Source organism: Burkholderia sp. WSM2230, assembly GCF_000472445.1.
Taxonomy (GTDB): Bacteria; Pseudomonadota; Gammaproteobacteria; order Burkholderiales; family Burkholderiaceae; genus Paraburkholderia.
Genome location: NZ_AXAJ01000022.1, coordinates 1 through 17,017 on the forward strand (window position 1 = coordinate 1; position 17,017 = coordinate 17,017).

Genomic DNA, 17,017 nt, shown 5'->3' on the forward strand with positions numbered 1-17,017 from the left:
TGACCGGTGCGGTCAGCCGCCGCGCAGGCGCGCTGCACGGGCTTTTCGCCATAGTTCGCGGTGTGGCCGCCGAACGGGCGCTGGTAGATCGTGCCGTCCGCGTTGCGGTCAAACGGCATGCCGAAGTGCTCGAGTTCGTAGACGGCGTTCGGCGCTTCGCGGCACATGAACTCGATCGCGTCCTGGTCGCCNAGCCAGTCNGAGCCCTTGATCGTGTCGTAGAAGTGATAGTGCCAGTTGTCCTCGCTCATGTTGCCAAGCGAGGCGCCGATGCCGCCCTGTGCGGCGACCGTGTGCGAGCGCGTGGGAAACACTTTCGAGAGCACGCACACCGACAGACCGGCGCGCGCCAGTTGCAGCGACGCGCGCATTCCCGAGCCGCCCGCGCCGACGATGACCACGTCGAACCTGCGACGCGGCAGGGCATTCCTGATTGCAGCCATGCTTTTATACTCTCCAGAGAATCTGCGCAGCGTAGCCCGCACACGCGAGCAGCCAGACGATCGTCAGCGCCTGCAGCAACAGGCGCGTGCCAACGGGCTTCACATAGTCCATCCAGATGTCGCGGATGCCGACCCACGCGTGATAGAACAGCGAGAGCAGCGTGACGAAGGTGGCGAGCTTCATCCACTGGGTGGCGAAGATCGAGGCCCAGCCCTCGTAGGAAAAGTCGCGCGCGCCGAAGAACCAGGCGAGCAGGATCACCGTGTAGATGGCCATCACGCAGGCGGTGAGGCGCTGCGCGAGCCAGTCGCGCAGGCCGTAGTGCGCGCCGACGACGAGGCGCTTTGAGCCGATCCGGTTAGGGGCTGCCATTTTTAGAATGCTCCGAAGAGTTTGAGCGCGAAGGCGAGAGTCAGCAGCGACGACACGACGAACACCACGATCGAGGTCTGCTTGCCCTTTTCTTTCGTGACCGCTTCGTGGTTGGTGTCCATCAGCAGATGGCGCACGCCCGCGCAGAAATGGAACAGGTAGGCCCAGCCGAGCACCAGCACGACGAGCTTGACGATGAGGTTGGAGAAAAAGGCCCTGAAGCCCTCGAAGCTCAGCTCGGAGGTCAGGCTCTGGTCGAAGAGGTAAAGCAGGAACGGCAGGGCGACGAACAGCAGGCCGCCGCTCACGCGATGCAGGATCGACACGCGCCCTGCAAGAGGCAGGCGATACGCCGTCAATATCTGCCCGATACCGATGTTCCGGAATTCCGGCCTCGGTTTTTTTAATGTGTCAGCCACAGTAGACCCCTTCGCTTCACTAGATAAATACAACGGCGCACCGCCGCGCGCCCCGATCGGCGCGGCTCGTCCTGCCTTCATCGCATAAAAATGAAAGGCTCTGCATTGCGGGGAGACTTATAGGACGCGGACTGCGCGATGGCGATATTTTGTCGCACCGCTGATATACTGTCCAATATCTATCGCGTCTTACTGAAATAGTTTTTATAGATATCAGATGGAACTGCGCCATATCCGCTACTTTCTTGCAGTCGCCGAGGAGCGCAACGTCACGCGCGCGGCCGAAAGACTGGGGATTGGCCAGCCGCCGCTCAGCCAGCAGATTCATGCGCTCGAAGCCGAAATCGGCGTGCGGCTGTTTCGCCGCACAGGCCATGGCGTCGTGTTGACGGAGGCAGGCGAGGCATTCGCCGTCGACGCGCAGCGCATCCTGTACGACACGCGCCTGGCGGTCGAAAAAGCGCAGAGCGCGGGGCGCGGCGAGATCGGGCAGTTGAATATCGGCTTTACCGGGTCCGCTGCGTTCAACCCGGTCGTCTCGAAGCTGATTCGCGGTTATCGGCAGGATTATCCGAACGTCACGCTCACGCTCGCGGAGGGCAACACGGCGCAACTGCTCGCCTATCTCGGCGACGGCCGCGTGGATGTGGCTTTCGTGCGCCTTGGCAGCCAGTCGCCGGCGGGCGTGCAATTCCATCACATCGCAATCGAGCCTATGCGGGTCGTCTTGCCGGCCACGCATCGTCTCGCGAAGAAACGCAGAATTCCTCTCTCGGCGTTGGCCGAAGACCCATTCGTGATGTTGCCGCGAGAGGCGAGTCCCACGCTGCATGACGTCATCGTCGGGGCGTGCAGGGAGGCGGGCTTCGAGCCGATCGCCGGGCAACAGGCGCCGCAGCTCTCGTCGGTGGTGAATCTGGTGGCGGCGGAGTTCGGTGTGTCGCTGGTGCCGGCTTCCGTGTGTCAGATCCGCGTGGAAGGCGTCGCTTATACCGACGTGCTCGGCAACGCCATTTCGATCCGGCTCTCGCTGGCCTCGCGTATGGAGGCAGCGCCGGCGAAGACGGCAAATTTTCTTCAGAAGGCGTTTGCGCTGGGCGCGTCCATCACTTGAAGGCTCACGCCCGCTCCTAAAGAGCGCCGAGACGGATGCGCGCACGAATGCGTCCAGGCTGCTTCGGCATGATCCATGTCAAACGGGGATACGCGGCGCCGTCCTAATCTGGAATCACACCATCATGTAACAACTCAGGAGGCTTGCCATGCGCGCATCCGATGTCATGACCAGCAACGTCATCTCGGTCACACCCGACATGACCATTCGCGAGGTCGCCAGACTGTTTATCGAGAACCGTATCAGCGGCGCGCCGGTGCTCGATCCCGAGGGCGGCGTCCTCGGCATGATCAGCGAGGGCGATCTGCTTCGACGCAGCGAAATTGGCACCGACGAACGCAAGCGCGTGTCGTGGCTCGATTTCTGGTCCGCGAGCCACGACGCGCGCGATTACGTGAAAACGCATGCGGCCAAAGTGAGCGATGTAATGACCACGGACGTGGTCACGGTCGAGCCCGACACGCCGCTCGGCGAGGTGGCCGGTATTCTCGAGACACGACGCATCAAGCGCGTGCCGGTGACGGAGGCGGGAAGGCTCGTCGGCATCGTCAGCCGCGCGAACCTCGTGCAGGCGCTCGCAAGCGTGCCGGATGAGCCGGTTTCGAAGGCCACGCTTTCGGACGCCGAAATCCGCGCCATTCTGATGGGCGAACTGGCGGGCCGCAAATGGGCTTTTGCCGGCCGCAACATCCTCGTGACCGATGGCGTCGTGCATCTGTGGGGTGTGTTTCAGTCGGCGGATGCTGTGAATGCGGTTCGCGTCGCCGCGCAAAACATACCGGGCGTCAAACGCATCGAAGACCACACCGAGCCGTATCCGGTGATGCCGGGCATTTGAGAACCGCCGGCCGGCGCAGCTGCGCCAGCCGAACCACGTGGAGACGGGATCATGAGTTCAAGCGAGCGCGGCGTCGACGCCGCCCGTGCAATCACGCGGATTCTCCTTGCCGTGGACGCCTCGCCGGAATCGGCGCGCGCGGCGGACTACGTTTGCCACATGACGCTGCCCGGCGCGCTGATCCGCATCGTGAGCGTGGCTGAAAATCCCCGCATTCTGTTGCCGCTCGGATCGATGACGGACGCCGAGCTGCGGCTCGCGCGAGCCGAACTCGCACGCGATGCCGAACAGGCGGCGGAGCGTGCAAGAAAGATGTTCGTGGACGCGGGTATCGAGGTCGAGTCGGGCGTGATCGAAATTTCAAGGCAAGGCGGCTACACGGCGAATGCGCTGATCGATGCGGCGGCCGAATGGAACGCAGATCTGCTCGTCGTCGGCGCGCGTCAGCATCACGGCATCATGCGCTGGGTGGAGGGCACCGTGTCCGAGTTCGTCAGCACGCGCGCGCTGTGTTCGATACTCATCGTGCCTGCCGGTTATGAGGCCGACATCGGTCCATCGCCTCAGCGGATTCTTTTTGCACTCGACGGCAGCGCGGCGTCGCTGGATGCGCTGCATGCGGGTTGTCGGCTCGCCCGGCCGGAATCGCGTTTGCGCGCGATCTATGTGATCGACCGTGCGGTGCGGTTGACGGATTTCGTGCCGATCCATGTCCTCGAGGAGGCTTTCACCGAAGAAGGCGAGGCGGCTCTGGCAAGAGCGAGAAGCGTCTTCGAAACTGTCGCGAACAGGGCGGAGACCGCGCTCGTTAAAACAGAGCCCGTCAGCGATGATGTGCCGCACGCCATCGTGCGTGATGCAGAGCGGTGGCATGCGGACCTGCTGGTCCTCGGCACGCATGGACGACGCGGCGTCGCGCGCTGGCTGCTCGGCAGTGTCGCCGCGCGCACTGCGCGTCTGGCCTGTACGCCAGTCCTGCTCGCGCGGCCTGTGCGCGGCGAATGAACCGGCGGCCGCCGGAGCGCCGTTCACGACGCCAGCCAGGCGTTTGTGCGGGTATGGGTGTTACGCGTTTGCCCGCGCCCGTCGCGCTTCTGCCGCATCCGCCATGTGCGCGAACGCCTGCGCGACCGCGCTGCCCAGTTCATCAGCGATGTTCGGAGAGGAGCCGCCCGCAGCGAACATCGTGAACTCGACGTCCGGCAGCGCAGGCAGACCGGCATCGGCAGGCATCACGCGCAAGCCGTTCACAAGTTGCGTATGGACCATTGGCGTGACCGCAAAGCCGGCTTGCGCCGCGGCGCGCAGGCCCGCGACGCTCGAGCCCACGAGCGCGATGCGGTATTCCACGCCGGCGCGCGCCAGTGCGGCGAGCGCGGCCTCGCGATAAGGACACGGTTCGGGGAACAGCGCGAGCGGTACGGACACGCCCCGCGTCAGCGAAGACCATTCCGCTCCCACCCACACCAAAGGCTCGCGCCACAGCACCTGCCCGGGACGACCGCCGTCGCAGCGGCCGCCGATCACCACGTCCAGTTCGCCCTGATCCATCGCGACCAGCAGATCGGCGGGAATCCCGACGCGCACACTGAAAGCGATGCGAGGGTAGCGCACGGCAAACGCCTGCATCACGTTCATCAGCCGCACGTTGGAGAGGTCCTCCGATAGGCCCACACGGACCTCGCCCTGGTTGGGCGCGCGCGACAGTTGCGCCTGCGCATCCTGGTTCAGCGCGATGATCGCGCGCGCATAGCCGAGCAGCAATTCGCCGTCCGCGGTAAGCGCGACGGAGCGCGTGGTGCGCGCGAGCAGCTCGCGGCCAATCTGGTTCTCGAGGCGCCGCACGTGAGCGCTCACCGCCGACTGCGTCAGGTTCAGACGCGCGGCGGCATGCGTGAAGCCGCCTTCCTTCACGACCGCCACAAACGAACGCAACAAGACGGTATCGAACACGGCACGCTCCCCTTCGAATAGCCGATTCAGTGCGATTGCGACTGAATCGGCTCACTATACTTCGTTTAAATTTCTCTTTGAAATATGTTGTGATTGCTGCACCTCAACCTGTGTGGAGCAAGCTCATGCCGACCCTGCTGCATGTCGAATCGTCGCCGCGTAAAAAGCGGTCCGCGTCGCTCGAAGTGGCGCGCGTTTATCTGGACACCTATTGGGAAGTTCATCCGGACCCTCGAATCGACGTGCTCGATTTGTGGTCGACCGAATTGCCGGAATTCGACGGCGATACCCTCGAGGCCAAATACGCCGACCTGAGCGGTACGGCCTTCACTGAAGGACAGCAGAAAGCGTGGTCCCGGATTCGCCAACTCGCGCAGCGGTTGCACGACGCGGACACGCTGCTGTTCTCGGTGCCGCTGTGGAATTTCTCGATTCCGTACAAGCTGAAGCACTTTATCGACGTCGTATCGCAACGAAACGTGCTCTTTTCTTTCGACGATCGAGGACTCACCGGCCTGCTCCGAGGCAAGAACGTCGTGGTGATTTACGCGCGAGGTCTCGATTACTCGATCGACTCGATCACGCCCGCGCATTCATTCGATCATCAACGGCCGTTCATGGAGGCGTGGTTGCGCTCGGTGGGCGTGACGGATGTCGAGTCGATCGTCGTCGAGAAGACGCTGTTGGGACCGGAGGTCGACCACGCTGCGAGACAGGCGGCGTGCGAGCGGGCCGTTGCTCTCGCGAGGTCGAGCGCTGTTTGTGCCGCAAAGTAGTTGAGGCGCAGTGCGCGAGGTGCGGCGTCGCTGCAACTGGCGACGCTTGCTTGCGGTCGTGCCTGCACTCGCCGTCACGCCGTTGGTTGGATGTTAGTTTACGCAAGAAATGTTACGTTATATCATTCCGCCTGCATTGAGCGGGACGAGTTGCTGCGCAGTCTTTAGCGCACGTCCCGGTCCCTCAGTGTCAGTCCGGAATAGTTCGCTTATGGAGCGCAACGTTCTAACGTTGCTGGAAAAGCGCGCCCGGTGTAAAAGCGAACCCTCGAAAAGACTGTGAATAAATACTCTCGACGCACTTCCATGCGCGCGCTTCGGTTGTCGCCGCTTTCACTAGCGTTGCTCGCCGCATTGGCGCATGCGCAGTCCGATACCTCGGGTCCGGCTCAGAATGCAACGCAGACGCCGGCCGGCTCGCTCGCACCGGTGTTCGTCACCGCCAATCCGTTGGGCGATACCGACCTGATCGCTCCCGCAACTGCGTTGTACGGCGACGCGCTGACGCGCCGTCAGACCAACTCGCTCGGCGAGACGCTAAACGGCTTGCCCGGCGTGTCCACCACGACCTATGGTCCGATGGTGGGGCGCCCCATCATCCGGGGCATGGACGGCGACCGCATCCGCATTCTGCAGAACGGCGTGGCCGCGTGGGACGCGTCGTCGTTGTCCTACGATCATGCGGTTCCACAGGAGCCGCTCACTATCGAGCGCGTCGAGATCGTGCGCGGACCGGCGGCGCTGCTGTATGGCGGCAATGCGATCGGCGGCGTGGTGAACACGATCGACAACCGGATTCCGCGTGAGCCGATCAAGGGGCTGACGGGCGGCGTCGATGCGAGCTACGGCGGCGCAAACAACGCGCGCGCCGGCGCGGCTCAGGTGGAGGGCGGCAACGGGCAGTTTGCGTTTCACGTCGACGCGTTCGACCGCGAAACGAGCAAGGAGCGCATTCCCGGCTTTGCGCACTCGGACCGCCAGCGCGCGCTCGACGGTCCCGACGCGGACGAGGCCTACGGCAGCCTGCCGAACAGCGACGGCCGCTGGCATGGCGGCGCGCTCGGCGGCGCCTACACATGGGCCGACGGTTACGCGGGCCTGTCGTACAACGGCTACGAGGCGAACTACGGCTCGGTCGCGGAGGACAACGTGCGTCTGCGCATGCGCCAGGACCATGTGGCCTTTGCATCGGAAGTGCGCAACCTGCGCGGACCGTTCTCGCAACTCAAATTCGACTTCGGCTATACGGACTACGAGCACAAGGAAATCGACAACGGCGAGACCAGCACCACGTTCCGCAACCATGGTTACGAGGCACGCATCGAGGCCCGCCATCGCAAGATGGGTCCGTTCGAGGGTGCGGTTGGCGTTCAGCTCAGCCAGAACACTTTTTCCGCCTTGGGCGACGAGGCGCTCGTACCGACCACGCAAACGACGAACGTCGCACTCTTCGGGCTGGAAGAGTGGAACGTCACGGATGCGCTCACGCTGAGCGCCGGCGCCCGCTACGAGCACGTCAAACAGCAGCCGACGGCGGCCGGCAACGACAAGTTCGCGAGCGCGCGCGACCGGGACTTCAACGCGGTGAGCGCATCGCTCGGCGCGCTCTACAAGCTGACACCGCTGTGGTCCGTGGCGGGCAACGTCGGCTACACCGAGCGGGCGCCTGCGTTGTACGAGCTGTATGCCAACGGTCCGCATGGCGCGACCGGCCAGTACCTGATCGGCAACCCGGATGCCCAAAAGGAAAAGGCCGTGTCGACCGATCTGTCGCTGCGGTTCGCAAGCGGCCCGAACAAGGGCAGCGTCGGCGTGTTTTACAGCCGCTTCAAAAATTATCTGACCGAGTTCAACACAGGGCGTCTCGTGGACGACTCCGACCAGGTCGTCGCGCCCGGCACCGACGGCGCGCTGAACGAAGCCGTGTACCGCGGCGTGGCCGCGGAGTTTTACGGCATCGAACTCGACGGCAAGTGGCGCGTTTTGCAGAAGGGCCTGCATCAGGTGGACGTGGAGGTCGCCGGCGACTACACGCATGCGCGCAACGTGGACAACGATCAGGCGTTGCCGCGCATCGCGCCGCTGCGCGCCACAGTCGCTGTCGACTATGGCTACGGGGCATTCGGCGCGCGTGCCGAACTCGAGCACGCGTGGGGTCAGCACCGCGTGCCCGAGAACGATCTGCCGACGGCCAGTTATACGAAGCTCGGCTTGCTTCTCACCTACAAGTTCCGCGTTGGCGCGACGAACTGGCTCGCGTATCTACGCGGCGATAACCTGACGAACCAGGACATTCGCTATGCGAGTTCAGTGGTCCGGGACATCGCGCCAGAGGGTGGCCGAAGCGTGATGGTGGGCTTGCGCACGCGGTTCTGACGCGCAGTGAGCCGGTCGGGCGAGGTGCCTTTACAATTCAGCACTTCAGCCCGACAACGTGACATGCGCGATGAGATACCACCTTGCATTGACCCTTGCTGCAGCGTTCGCAGCGAGTACGGCCGCTAACGCTCAAACGTCCGCAAAAGGCGATACCGGCGCACTGCAATGTGCGATCGGAAAAGTCACCGGCGTGGGCGGGTCCGAGCAGAGCGTGCGCGAATACCTTGCGACGCCCGCGCGCGACCAGTATCGCTACCTGGCCGACAATCCGATCCAATGCCGGATTTCCGATGAGGGCCGTGCGTCCGCATGTACCGGCATCACCACGCTGCGGCGGGAACAGGTCAGTGTCTACGATCAGATCGACAGTTCGCTGACCGCCGTGGTTGCACGCGTCGAACTCGACCACGGCACCTATCCCGTTCTCATCGCGGTGCCGAGAAAGGACGTGCAGTGCCAGGAGTGAGTCGCCAGAGTCTTGCGCCTCGTGGCCGTCCCCGCGCTTCTCCGCCTCCTCTGATTGTGCCGGTTCAATGCGCGACCCTTTCGCATACGGAACACACAGATGCAAGTCCGATTCCGAATCAGCGTGCTCGAAAGCATCCCGCGAAGCGTCTGGGTACTAGGCTGCGTGAGCCTTCTGATGGACGTCTCGTCGGAGATCATCCATAGCCTTCTGCCGATGTTCCTGATGCTGAGCCTCGGCGCGAGCGCCGCGACCATCGGTCTGATAGAAGGCATTGCCGAGGCAACGGCGCCCATCGTGAAGGTGTTCTCCGGCGCGCTCAGCGATTATCTCGGCAACCGGAAGTGGCTCGCGGTGGCGGGCTATGCATTGGGCGCGCTGAGCAAGCCGCTCTTCGCGATTGCACCGACGGTCGGCGTGGTTGTGAGCGCGCGCGTGATCGACAGAGTCGGCAAGGGAATTCGTGGAGCACCGCGCGATGCGCTAGTTGCGGACGTCACGCCTGTTCATTTGCGCGGCGCCGCGTTCGGCTTGCGCCAGTCGCTCGACACCATCGGCGCGGTGCTGGGGCCGGTGTGCGCGGTCGTCATCATGTCGGTGTGGGCAGACAACTTCCGGCTCGCGTTCTGGCTTGCAGTCATCCCAGGCTTGCTGGCCGTCGCGCTGTTGACCGTCGGCATTCACGAGCCGGCGCGCGAGCCCGGCGCGAAACGCGTCAATCCAATCCGGCTCGAGACCCTGAAGAAGCTCGGTGCAAGCTATTGGTGGGTTGTCGCCATTGGCGGCGTGTTCGCGCTCGCGCGCTTCAGCGAGGCATTCCTCGTCTTGCGGGCGATGGGTAGCGGCGTGCCCGTCGCTTTCGTCCCGCTTGTGATGGTGGCGATGAATATCGTGTATTCGCTGTCGGCCTATCCATTCGGCAAGCTCGCCGACACGATGAGCCACACGAGGCTGCTGATGGCAGGCCTTCTCGTGCTGATCGCGGCGGATCTCGTGCTCGCACAAGGGAACCACTGGGTCAGCGTGCTGCTGGGCGTCGCGTTGTGGGGCTTGCACATGGGCATGACCCAAGGGCTGCTTGCGACTATGGTCTCGCATACCGCGCCGGCACAGCTTCGCGGCACCGCGTTCGGCTTTTTCAACCTGCTGAGCGGCATCGTCACGCTGTTTTCGAGCGTGATCGCCGGTGAGTTGTGGGACAAGCTGGGCGCTGCCACCGCGTTTCATGCGGGCGCGGTGTTCTGCATCGCCACCATCGTGCTGCTCGTTGCCGGCAAGGCGCCCGACACGCGCACGGCGACGCGCTGACTACCGCATCGCCATGCCGACGCCGCGTTATTCGTTGAGTTCTGCGATGAGACGCGACAGGCGGGCAATTCGATGCTGGTACATCGGCGCCTGCGGCGAGCTTTTCAGGTTCTCGACCCGCTCGCGCCAATAGGTCGGCGAAAACGGCTTCTGCGACACCGATGAGATAACGCGCTCGAGGTGAACGAGCTCGTTTTCGAGAATGTGGTGGTGCATCATTGAACCACCCGTGGTGGCCAGTCTTGTCAGCCCGCAGCGTCGTTAATGGTCTGACGCCGCGTAGAACTGGTCATGCAGCCTGTTCTTGTGCGACTCACTACACAGGACGAGCCGCCGTTGCCGCCCCTCGAAGGGCACGCAACGGCGGCCAGACCAACCCCGTAGCGGATCGTCTGGTACATAGCCAAAGGATTTTCCGCCATTCAGTGCGTTGCATCGTGAGCCGCTTCTCTATGGAAGCATTCGCTCGCGATGGTCACGCACTGTCACTGCTACAGCACAGCCCTCTCTCGGTTTGGTGCCGACGACGCTTTGTCGTCGGTGTGGTCGGTGCTTCCGCACTCGTTCGTATAACTAATCGACGCATCGCGATCATGAATGGCGATCGTTCGGCGAGCGGCGGGGACATGGCCAGACGCCGGAGCTCGAACACAGTACGGCACACGATCCTTGTTTGGTCTCTCGGGCTCCCGGCATTTCGGACAGATTCGGTCGCACCGGTCGGTGCTCAACGGCGCGAGCCCTCATATAAGCAATGGCCGTGCCATACGTTGAGACCGCGTATGCGCGGGCGAACAGAGTCGACCTGCCGCGCGTTTCTGGTCAATCCCGTCCAGGTTGGGTGCTAAAAGTGGACGGTTTCGTCCATGTGGCCATGCAAGGCGCGTAGAGGGGCGTTTTCGTCCGCATCTGGACGGGACAGCTGAAGGCAGTCAGGGAAAACACCAAGGCGCGAACGGCCCCGGCGAGACGTCCGGCGCGGCAAGCGGGCGCCGCGCCGGACGAACTCAGATAGACAGACTCGACAACTTACGACTGCAGGCTGACCTTGCTGTATGTCAGCCGGCTCGGGCGCACCTGCATCCGCACGAGCGACACCAGGAAGCTGAAGCCGGCCTGATTCGGATCGATCACCGGAACATAGCCGCCCATTTCGTCGCTGAGCATCCTGGATACACGGCTTGCGACGTCCACGAAACCCGTGCAGCCGAGCAGAATGGATTGCGCGCCGTCTTCCTTGATCGCTTTCAGCGCGGCGTCGAAGGTGCGGATGATCACGACGTCCATGTCGTCGAGCTGCGCAACCGGGCAATTGATTGCGCGAATCGACGCGAACGTGTCCTGAATGCCGTATGTCTGCGGATGGCCGCGCTGCATGGCGAGCGTGCTCGGCAGGATCGTGACGATCGAGAAACGCTGGCTGAGCGCAAGCGCCGTGAACGCCGAAGCCGGAAAGCCGCCGATGATCGGAATGTCGATCACCTCGCGCGCGGCTTCCACGCCGCACATATCGAAGTCGGTCAGCCAGATGCCGTCGAAGCCGTCGTTGGCAATGGCCTGCGCGAGCTCGACCACCGGCATGCCGTTTTGCAGCCAGTTCGTGCGGTTCTCGATGTCGGGGTGTCCCGTGCTGATGTTGCGAATCTCGACCTGCACGTCCGGCGGCACGACGGGCGCGATGGCCTTCATGATGCGTTGGTTGTAGTTCGATGTGGCCACAGGCACGAGCACGCAGATGCGAATGGGCGAGTTCAAGATGCCTCCCCCTTGCGTGCGGATTGCAGTGACTGCTGTGACCGCAGCGGCACATACGGGCCCAGGTAGTTGAGCGAGTTGAGCAGTTGCATGAAGCTGTCCAGAATCAGGCCGGGCTTGCGGAGTTCCGCTTCTGCGCGCCAGGCGATCAGCGTCACCGGGCGCTTGCCGATTGCCGGGTTCAACGAGCCGTCGGAGTTCACGAGATCGCCGTTGCTGAAGACAGACTGACCTTCGCCGCCGACGTAATACGCAATGCTGTCCGGCGCAAGCACGATGGGCTGCGGGCATGCGCTGTCCCATACGAGCAGCGACTCGTTCTGGTACATCACCGTGTAGGTATGCTGCTGCGCCTGAATGCGGATCTTGCCGACGTCGAAGCCGCCGCTCGTATCCACTTCCGCCGACACCAGTTCGCCCGGCTCCGACACGGTCCGCGCCGCCAGCCCGCAACGCTCGACGAGATAGTCGGCCATTTGCCGCGCGCTGCTAATTGCTCCTGCCTGCAACGCACGCCCGAGGTCGAGCGCGCGTGTGAGCGTGCCGCGAATCGGTGTCGCGCGACCGATATCGGCCGCTTGCATGACCCACATCGCTAGTCCGCCGAACTGGCCGAACTCGGGATCGGCGACGACCGGACGCATCATCTGTTCGACAATCGCCGACACGTCGCGCTGATGAGTCGGGGCGCCGAAGTTGCCGTTGCGTGGCGTCACGTCGAGTTCGACGCACAGGCCGCCCTGGCTTACGAGGAACGCAGGCCGCGGGTCGATCCCGGCGGCGGCGAACGTGAGCATCGGCAAAGAGGGCACGGCGCGGCCGGCGCCGTCGGCGTCGATCACCGCGAGGCCGAGCTTGGCCGCCACCAGCGCCGCCACCGTGAAGCCGAGCGCGCCGCTTTCCGGCGGCATCACGTAGGCGAGTTTCGTGGATTGCGATGCGAGCCGCGCCTGCACCTTCTGCACGGCTGTCACAGGGCCAAGCGGATAGGTCGCCGAATTGATCGCTTCGGGCGCGCCGAGATACGCGACCATGACGGCCGCGCCTTCGGTGGCTTCTTCAACGGAAACCACCTTGACCGTGTCGGTCGGGTAGTAGTCGCCGGCCACGAAATGTGCGGCCAGGTGCCGGGCGGACTCGATCGTGCCGCCCCCGCCGCTTCCGAAAAAAGCCGCGCCCAGGAGCAGCGGTTCCAGATCTTCCCGGCGTAGGTCAAATGCCATTTACGATTCCTTTGGTGTAGTTGTCGAAAGAAGTCTGTTGCTGGAGTTCGAACAGCAGTTTTGCCGCGCCTGCCACGCGCGGCGTTGCGTCTACCGGCAAGGAACGCAAGCCGCGCTCGAGTGTCTCGATCGCTTCCGCGACGCGGCCAGTGGAGCGCAAGAGGTCCCCGAGGTAACGCGCGGCATCCACCCGCGCGGGCACGGAGCCGAACGCGAGCGCCGTCGACAGCGCGGTGCGCAGACCCAGTTCCGCCGCGTTCACGTCGCCCAGCGCCCACTGCGCGCGTGCGCGCGTGACGAGCAGCTTGCCCAGGTAGACGCGTTCCTGGCGGGCAAGCGTTTCGTCGATCGCGGTTGCGAGCATTGCTTCGCATTCCCTGGCACGTCCGGCGCGCAGCAGCAGTTCTCCGTGATGCCACGTCTTGAACGAATAGAACAGCGCGCCGCCATTGCAAACCACATGGTTATCGTAGCCGTCGAGCATGACAGTTTCGGCTTCTTCGGATTGACCGAGCGCGCTGAGATGACAGGCCCGCAGCACCTGGCCGACGCCGCGATAAAACGCAAAGCCATAGGCGATGGACACCGATTCCAGTTCGCTCGCGAGGCGGCCGAGCCGGTCGATGTCATCGAAGAGCGCGGCGAGCCATGCGGCGCCTTGCAGATTGACGACGTGAGCGAGCGCGTGCACGCCCGGCTCCGACGCACGCAGGATCAGCATTTCCATCGCGCGGCGCGCCTGTGCGAAGGCGCCGATCTGATACGCGGCGAGCCCTTCGAAAGTGAGCGCGAGACTCGCGAGATCGATGCCTTGAGAGCCGGTGCGAATGTCGTTGGGCCCCACGCCGAGCAGATTGCCGCGCGCGAGACAGGCAAGCGCTTCCTCGCTGTCGCCGAGCCAGAACAGCGTGTTGGTCATCGCCACGTGTGCTTCGTCGAGCGACACGCGGTCGCCGCCGTTCTGCGCGCGCTCCAGCATGTTCTGCGCGGTCGCGCGCGCCTGCTTCAGTTGCAGCGTGGTCAATTGCGTGGTCCAGATGCCGAACTGGATCGCGGCGATTTCCGCGGGCGCGCAAACGCCTTCGCCGATGGCGAGTGCCGCGGCATAGCATGCGGTGGCCTCCGCATACAGCCAGCCGTGCACGCTACGCAAGCTCATGCCGAGCAGGCGATAGGCGTCGAACTGAAGGCGGCGCACGGCTTCCTGTTCGTTCGGCGTTTGCAGCACGTCGAGACAGCGGCGCAGCGGCGGAATCGCTTCAGCGAATTTCGATTCTTCGATCAACGCCGTCGCATGTTCGAGGCACTTGCGCGCTTCCCGATGATGTTCCTCACGCGACTTCAGGCGCCGTTCGATGGTCTTGCGGCCCACGCCGAGCAGGGCGGCGGCCGCGCTCTTGTTGCCGCTCGTGCGTTCGAGCGCGCGATCGATCAGCAGGTCTTCGGCGGCGCTCAGCTTGTCGCGGCCCTCGAGTTGCAACAGCATGTCCGCGAGACTCGCGCGCGACACCGGTCCGCTCGCCTCGTTGGCGAGAAACGGCTCGAGCGTATCGACGTCGATATCCGTGCTTTCGGATAGCACGCTCAACTGGCTGATCAGATTGCGCAATTGCCGGATGTGACCCGGCCACGGATGCTGCGCAAGACGCCGCAGCGCCGCCGGTGAAAACTGCAGGCGGCGCGCGTGCTGTGACGCGAAGTGGTTGACGAGCGCGGGAATGTCTTCCACGCGCTGCTCGAGTCCTGGCACCGCGAGCACGAACACGGCGAGGCGGTAGAACAGGTCTTCGCGAAAGAGCCCCTCGCGCGCGAGTTCGCGCAGGTCGCGGTGTGTCGCGGCCACGACGCGTCCGGCAAACTGCAGGCTGGTTGACGACCCAAGCGGGCGGAAGGTTCGCGTTTCGAGTACTCGCAGCAGCTTGGGCTGTAGCGCGAGCGGCAACTCGCCGATTTCGTCGAGCAGCAGCGTGCCCCTGCCGACCTGCTGGAAAAGCCCCTGACGGTTTTCGCCCGCGCCGGTGAACGCGCCCTTGACGTGTCCGAACAGTTCAGCTTCGACGAGATGCTCGGGAATCGCGCCGCAATTGACGTCGACGAAAGGTTGATCCTGGCGCTGGCTGTGTGCGTGTACGCGGCGCGCGACCAGTTCCTTGCCCGAACCGGTCGGCCCGAAAATCAGCAGTGGATGATCGGTGGGCGCGACGCGATCGATCATTCGGACCAACTGGCGAAACGCCGGCGCGCCGCCCACGAAGGAGCCGGATTCGGCCTTTTCCTGGGCGAACGGAACGACAGGGGTATAACTCATTTAACAGGTACGCTCCACATGATCCGCGTGCGGCGCAACGCGGAAATGGCCGTCTGGCGACGGCGGTCATGCATCGATTGGGTGTCTGACGAAACTTCCGATTCCGCTGTCAGAATGTTTCGCCCTAGGAGAGACAGAGTATGACGGCTTGCTGCCGATGTTGTCTTTCGAAATTAATCCTTGCGCCGGTTGCGTTGCGCCTGTCATCGCCATGTCCTGGAGCTCGTAGACGGCAACGCGAACAGGCACGGCGGCGGCGCCAGCCGGGGTCGAGCGCGCGCACGAATAACGTGCGCAGGACAGCTTCGCGTGGCAGAACAAGCCAGTTGCAATCCGCTTGCTATGCATAGCGGATATAACGGCGGCGTCTGGATGATTCTTTAGCGGTGAGGCGGGGGTGGCTGGACGCGGCCGCTGAGGGGCAGCTAAGGGGCAGCTAAGGGGGCAGCTAAGGGGCGGCTAGTGCTGAGCCGCCAGCAAATGGAACGCGTAAGCCGAACGCGTAAGCGCTAGAGCGGCCGCGTCCGGCGGCCGCGAGAGACTCGCCGCTTACGGTCCGACTCGCAGAATTACGCCGGAGGAAAGTTGCACCATCAGATAGTCGCCGCCGATGCCGACCCATGAGTAACCGCGCGGCGGCGGAGCGAGGTGGTACGCGCGCCAGTCGTCGATCACGTACTGACGGTCGCGGTATTCCGGAGGCAGACGGTCACCCTTGCGCCAATGTCCCGGCGCGTTTTCCGAGTTGCCCGGACCATCGGGACCGTGTCCAGGCGGCGTCTGCTTGTGCCCGTGATCATTCGGTCCTTTGCGTTTATTTGGTCCCGGCCCGTGATCTCCGCCATGACCGGGGTTGCCTTGCGGCGGCTGGGCAAGCGCGAACGACGATGCGAGCAGACTCGCCGCAATTGTCGACGCGAGGAATATGCGGGATTTTTTCATTACCTATCTCCTCTGAAACTGGTGGCTCAAGGGTAAAGAAAGCAAAAAACCAGCGCGTTGGCAGCCGCAATTGCGCGATGCCACGCGCCTGAAATATGCGTTTGAAAATTTCCGCTGCGTATTGGCCGTATTGCGGCCCATTATCTCGTGCCGATTGCTACGCCGTGAGCGCTGCTATTGGAGACCTGGGCTTCGAGTTCGTCCAGTTGCAGGAGAAGCACGTCGATTGAACGCAATTGCGCATTGGTGAGGTGCTGTGAATCGAGCAGTTGATGAAGCCGCTCGCGCCAGTAAGCGGCAGGCAGGATAGGCCCCGCGAGATCCCCAGCCATTGATGCGCGCATGACTCGCGCAAGATGCGCGATCTCCAGGTCGATTAGTGTGAGCATGCCCCACCTCGCAACGTTCGTTCTTGTTGTGTAACCAAGAGCCATTAAACCTTAGTCCAAATCCGGCAAATAACCAATTGGGCTGGTATAGGCCGCACGGCTAAAGGACTGGCGGCGGCTTTTAGCGGACTCATGAAGCATCATATGCAAGTCGCGAGTGCCAGTCTCGCCTGATATGACAAAGAATGTCAAATCTGCCGGGTTACCGTCCGTTGCAAATGGCACGATTTTCCTTGCGGGGGATTTCATATCCCTCAGGCCACAACAATGATGACGGAGGGATTCTCCATAAAAGCCCTGTTCACCGTTGCGGACAACAGCGGGCAATTCG

Annotated in this window: 17 protein-coding genes; 7 read left to right on the forward strand and 10 right to left on the reverse strand. The window is 63.4% G+C overall.

The window, feature by feature from the left end; translation table 11 throughout:
• The 3 genes from A3AC_RS29565 to sdhC all read right to left on the reverse strand — a co-directional run.
• Positions 1-443, reverse strand: a 443-nt coding sequence (locus A3AC_RS29565) for an FAD-dependent oxidoreductase (RefSeq protein ID WP_035475999.1), incomplete at its 3' end; no start/stop codon positions are given.
• Between the two features lie 4 nt (positions 444-447).
• On the reverse strand, positions 448-816 hold the full coding sequence (gene sdhD / locus A3AC_RS0127425; protein ID WP_013341961.1) for a succinate dehydrogenase, hydrophobic membrane anchor protein: 369 nt from the start codon (positions 814-816) through the stop codon (positions 448-450).
• Between the two features lie 2 nt (positions 817-818).
• Positions 819-1,235 carry a succinate dehydrogenase, cytochrome b556 subunit gene (sdhC, locus tag A3AC_RS0127430; RefSeq protein WP_025602629.1) on the reverse strand — a complete coding sequence of 139 codons (417 nt, stop codon included), beginning with the start codon at positions 1,233-1,235 and terminating at the stop codon, positions 819-821.
• A gap of 217 nt (positions 1,236-1,452) precedes the next feature.
• On the opposite strand from sdhC, the gene A3AC_RS0127435 reads away from it, so the two are divergent.
• From A3AC_RS0127435 to A3AC_RS0127445, 3 genes are all read left to right on the forward strand, one after another.
• The gene (locus A3AC_RS0127435) at positions 1,453-2,349 is read left to right on the forward strand and encodes a LysR family transcriptional regulator (RefSeq protein WP_025602631.1); all 897 of its coding nucleotides are present in this window, start codon (positions 1,453-1,455) and stop codon (positions 2,347-2,349) included.
• Positions 2,350-2,497: 148 nt separating this feature from the next.
• On the forward strand, positions 2,498-3,187 hold the full coding sequence (locus tag A3AC_RS0127440; protein WP_025602633.1) for a CBS domain-containing protein: 690 nt from the start codon (positions 2,498-2,500) through the stop codon (positions 3,185-3,187).
• 51 nt (positions 3,188-3,238) lie between these two features.
• A complete protein-coding gene (locus A3AC_RS0127445) occupies positions 3,239-4,192 on the forward strand; it encodes a universal stress protein (RefSeq protein ID WP_025602635.1) in 954 nt (317 codons plus the stop codon).
• Positions 4,193-4,252: 60 nt separating this feature from the next.
• On the opposite strand, the gene A3AC_RS0127450 is transcribed toward A3AC_RS0127445, so the two are convergent.
• Entirely contained in the window at positions 4,253-5,140 is an 888-nt protein-coding gene (locus tag A3AC_RS0127450) for a LysR substrate-binding domain-containing protein (RefSeq protein WP_025602637.1), read from the reverse strand.
• Between the two features lie 125 nt (positions 5,141-5,265).
• Between A3AC_RS0127450 and A3AC_RS0127455 the strand changes: the two genes are divergently transcribed.
• From A3AC_RS0127455 to A3AC_RS0127470, 4 genes are all read left to right on the forward strand, one after another.
• Positions 5,266-5,916 (forward strand): FMN-dependent NADH-azoreductase, encoded by a 651-nt coding sequence (locus A3AC_RS0127455; protein ID WP_025602639.1) that lies wholly within the window; start codon positions 5,266-5,268, stop codon positions 5,914-5,916.
• A 306-nt stretch (positions 5,917-6,222) separates the two neighbouring features.
• On the forward strand, positions 6,223-8,292 hold the full coding sequence (locus A3AC_RS0127460; protein ID WP_051361691.1) for a TonB-dependent receptor: 2,070 nt from the start codon (positions 6,223-6,225) through the stop codon (positions 8,290-8,292).
• A gap of 70 nt (positions 8,293-8,362) precedes the next feature.
• Positions 8,363-8,761: a hypothetical protein gene (locus A3AC_RS0127465; protein ID WP_025602643.1), complete on the forward strand. Its 399-nt coding sequence runs from the start codon at positions 8,363-8,365 to the stop codon at positions 8,759-8,761.
• A 99-nt stretch (positions 8,762-8,860) separates the two neighbouring features.
• The gene (locus tag A3AC_RS0127470) at positions 8,861-10,069 is read left to right on the forward strand and encodes an MFS transporter (protein WP_025602645.1); all 1,209 of its coding nucleotides are present in this window, start codon (positions 8,861-8,863) and stop codon (positions 10,067-10,069) included.
• A gap of 27 nt (positions 10,070-10,096) precedes the next feature.
• Here the strand turns inward: A3AC_RS0127470 and A3AC_RS0127475 are convergent, their stop codons facing one another.
• The 6 genes from A3AC_RS0127475 to A3AC_RS0127500 form a co-directional block, all read right to left on the reverse strand.
• Positions 10,097-10,288, reverse strand: coding sequence for a hypothetical protein (locus tag A3AC_RS0127475; RefSeq protein WP_232231993.1), 192 nt, complete (start codon positions 10,286-10,288; stop codon positions 10,097-10,099).
• Positions 10,289-11,098: 810 nt separating this feature from the next.
• Positions 11,099-11,824: an aspartate/glutamate racemase family protein gene (locus tag A3AC_RS0127480; RefSeq protein ID WP_025602649.1), complete on the reverse strand. Its 726-nt coding sequence runs from the start codon at positions 11,822-11,824 to the stop codon at positions 11,099-11,101.
• Positions 11,821-13,047 carry a DUF917 domain-containing protein gene (locus A3AC_RS0127485; protein ID WP_025602650.1) on the reverse strand — a complete coding sequence of 409 codons (1,227 nt, stop codon included), beginning with the start codon at positions 13,045-13,047 and terminating at the stop codon, positions 11,821-11,823. Before A3AC_RS0127485 ends, A3AC_RS0127480 begins: the two co-directional genes overlap by 4 nt.
• On the reverse strand, positions 13,037-15,355 hold the full coding sequence (locus A3AC_RS0127490) for a sigma 54-interacting transcriptional regulator (RefSeq protein WP_025602652.1): 2,319 nt from the start codon (positions 15,353-15,355) through the stop codon (positions 13,037-13,039). Before A3AC_RS0127490 ends, A3AC_RS0127485 begins: the two co-directional genes overlap by 11 nt.
• Positions 15,356-15,904: 549 nt before the next feature.
• A complete protein-coding gene (locus A3AC_RS0127495; RefSeq protein WP_025602654.1) occupies positions 15,905-16,297 on the reverse strand; it encodes an RcnB family protein in 393 nt (130 codons plus the stop codon).
• Between the two features lie 140 nt (positions 16,298-16,437).
• On the reverse strand, positions 16,438-16,686 hold the full coding sequence (locus A3AC_RS0127500; RefSeq protein WP_025602656.1) for a hypothetical protein: 249 nt from the start codon (positions 16,684-16,686) through the stop codon (positions 16,438-16,440).
• Positions 16,687-17,017 lie beyond the last annotated feature (331 nt).

Excerpts from the sequence above, each read along its gene's own strand:
- sdhD (WP_013341961.1), bottom strand. The coding sequence starts at position 816 with ATGGCAGCCCCTAACCGGATCGGCTCAAAGCGCCTCGTCGTCGGCGCG.
- A3AC_RS0127435 (WP_025602631.1), top strand. The coding sequence starts at position 1,453 with ATGGAACTGCGCCATATCCGCTACTTTCTTGCAGTCGCCGAGGAGCGC.
- A3AC_RS0127440 (WP_025602633.1), top strand. The coding sequence starts at position 2,498 with ATGCGCGCATCCGATGTCATGACCAGCAACGTCATCTCGGTCACACCC.
- A3AC_RS0127445 (WP_025602635.1), top strand. The coding sequence starts at position 3,239 with ATGAGTTCAAGCGAGCGCGGCGTCGACGCCGCCCGTGCAATCACGCGG.
- A3AC_RS0127455 (WP_025602639.1), top strand. The coding sequence starts at position 5,266 with ATGCCGACCCTGCTGCATGTCGAATCGTCGCCGCGTAAAAAGCGGTCC.
- A3AC_RS0127460 (WP_051361691.1), top strand. The coding sequence starts at position 6,223 with ATGCGCGCGCTTCGGTTGTCGCCGCTTTCACTAGCGTTGCTCGCCGCA.
- A3AC_RS0127465 (WP_025602643.1), top strand. The coding sequence starts at position 8,363 with ATGAGATACCACCTTGCATTGACCCTTGCTGCAGCGTTCGCAGCGAGT.
- A3AC_RS0127470 (WP_025602645.1), top strand. The coding sequence starts at position 8,861 with ATGCAAGTCCGATTCCGAATCAGCGTGCTCGAAAGCATCCCGCGAAGC.
- A3AC_RS0127475 (WP_232231993.1), bottom strand. The coding sequence starts at position 10,288 with ATGATGCACCACCACATTCTCGAAAACGAGCTCGTTCACCTCGAGCGC.
- A3AC_RS0127485 (WP_025602650.1), bottom strand. The coding sequence starts at position 13,047 with ATGGCATTTGACCTACGCCGGGAAGATCTGGAACCGCTGCTCCTGGGC.
- A3AC_RS0127490 (WP_025602652.1), bottom strand. The coding sequence starts at position 15,355 with ATGAGTTATACCCCTGTCGTTCCGTTCGCCCAGGAAAAGGCCGAATCC.
- A3AC_RS0127495 (WP_025602654.1), bottom strand. The coding sequence starts at position 16,297 with ATGAAAAAATCCCGCATATTCCTCGCGTCGACAATTGCGGCGAGTCTG.
- A3AC_RS0127500 (WP_025602656.1), bottom strand. The coding sequence starts at position 16,686 with ATGCTCACACTAATCGACCTGGAGATCGCGCATCTTGCGCGAGTCATG.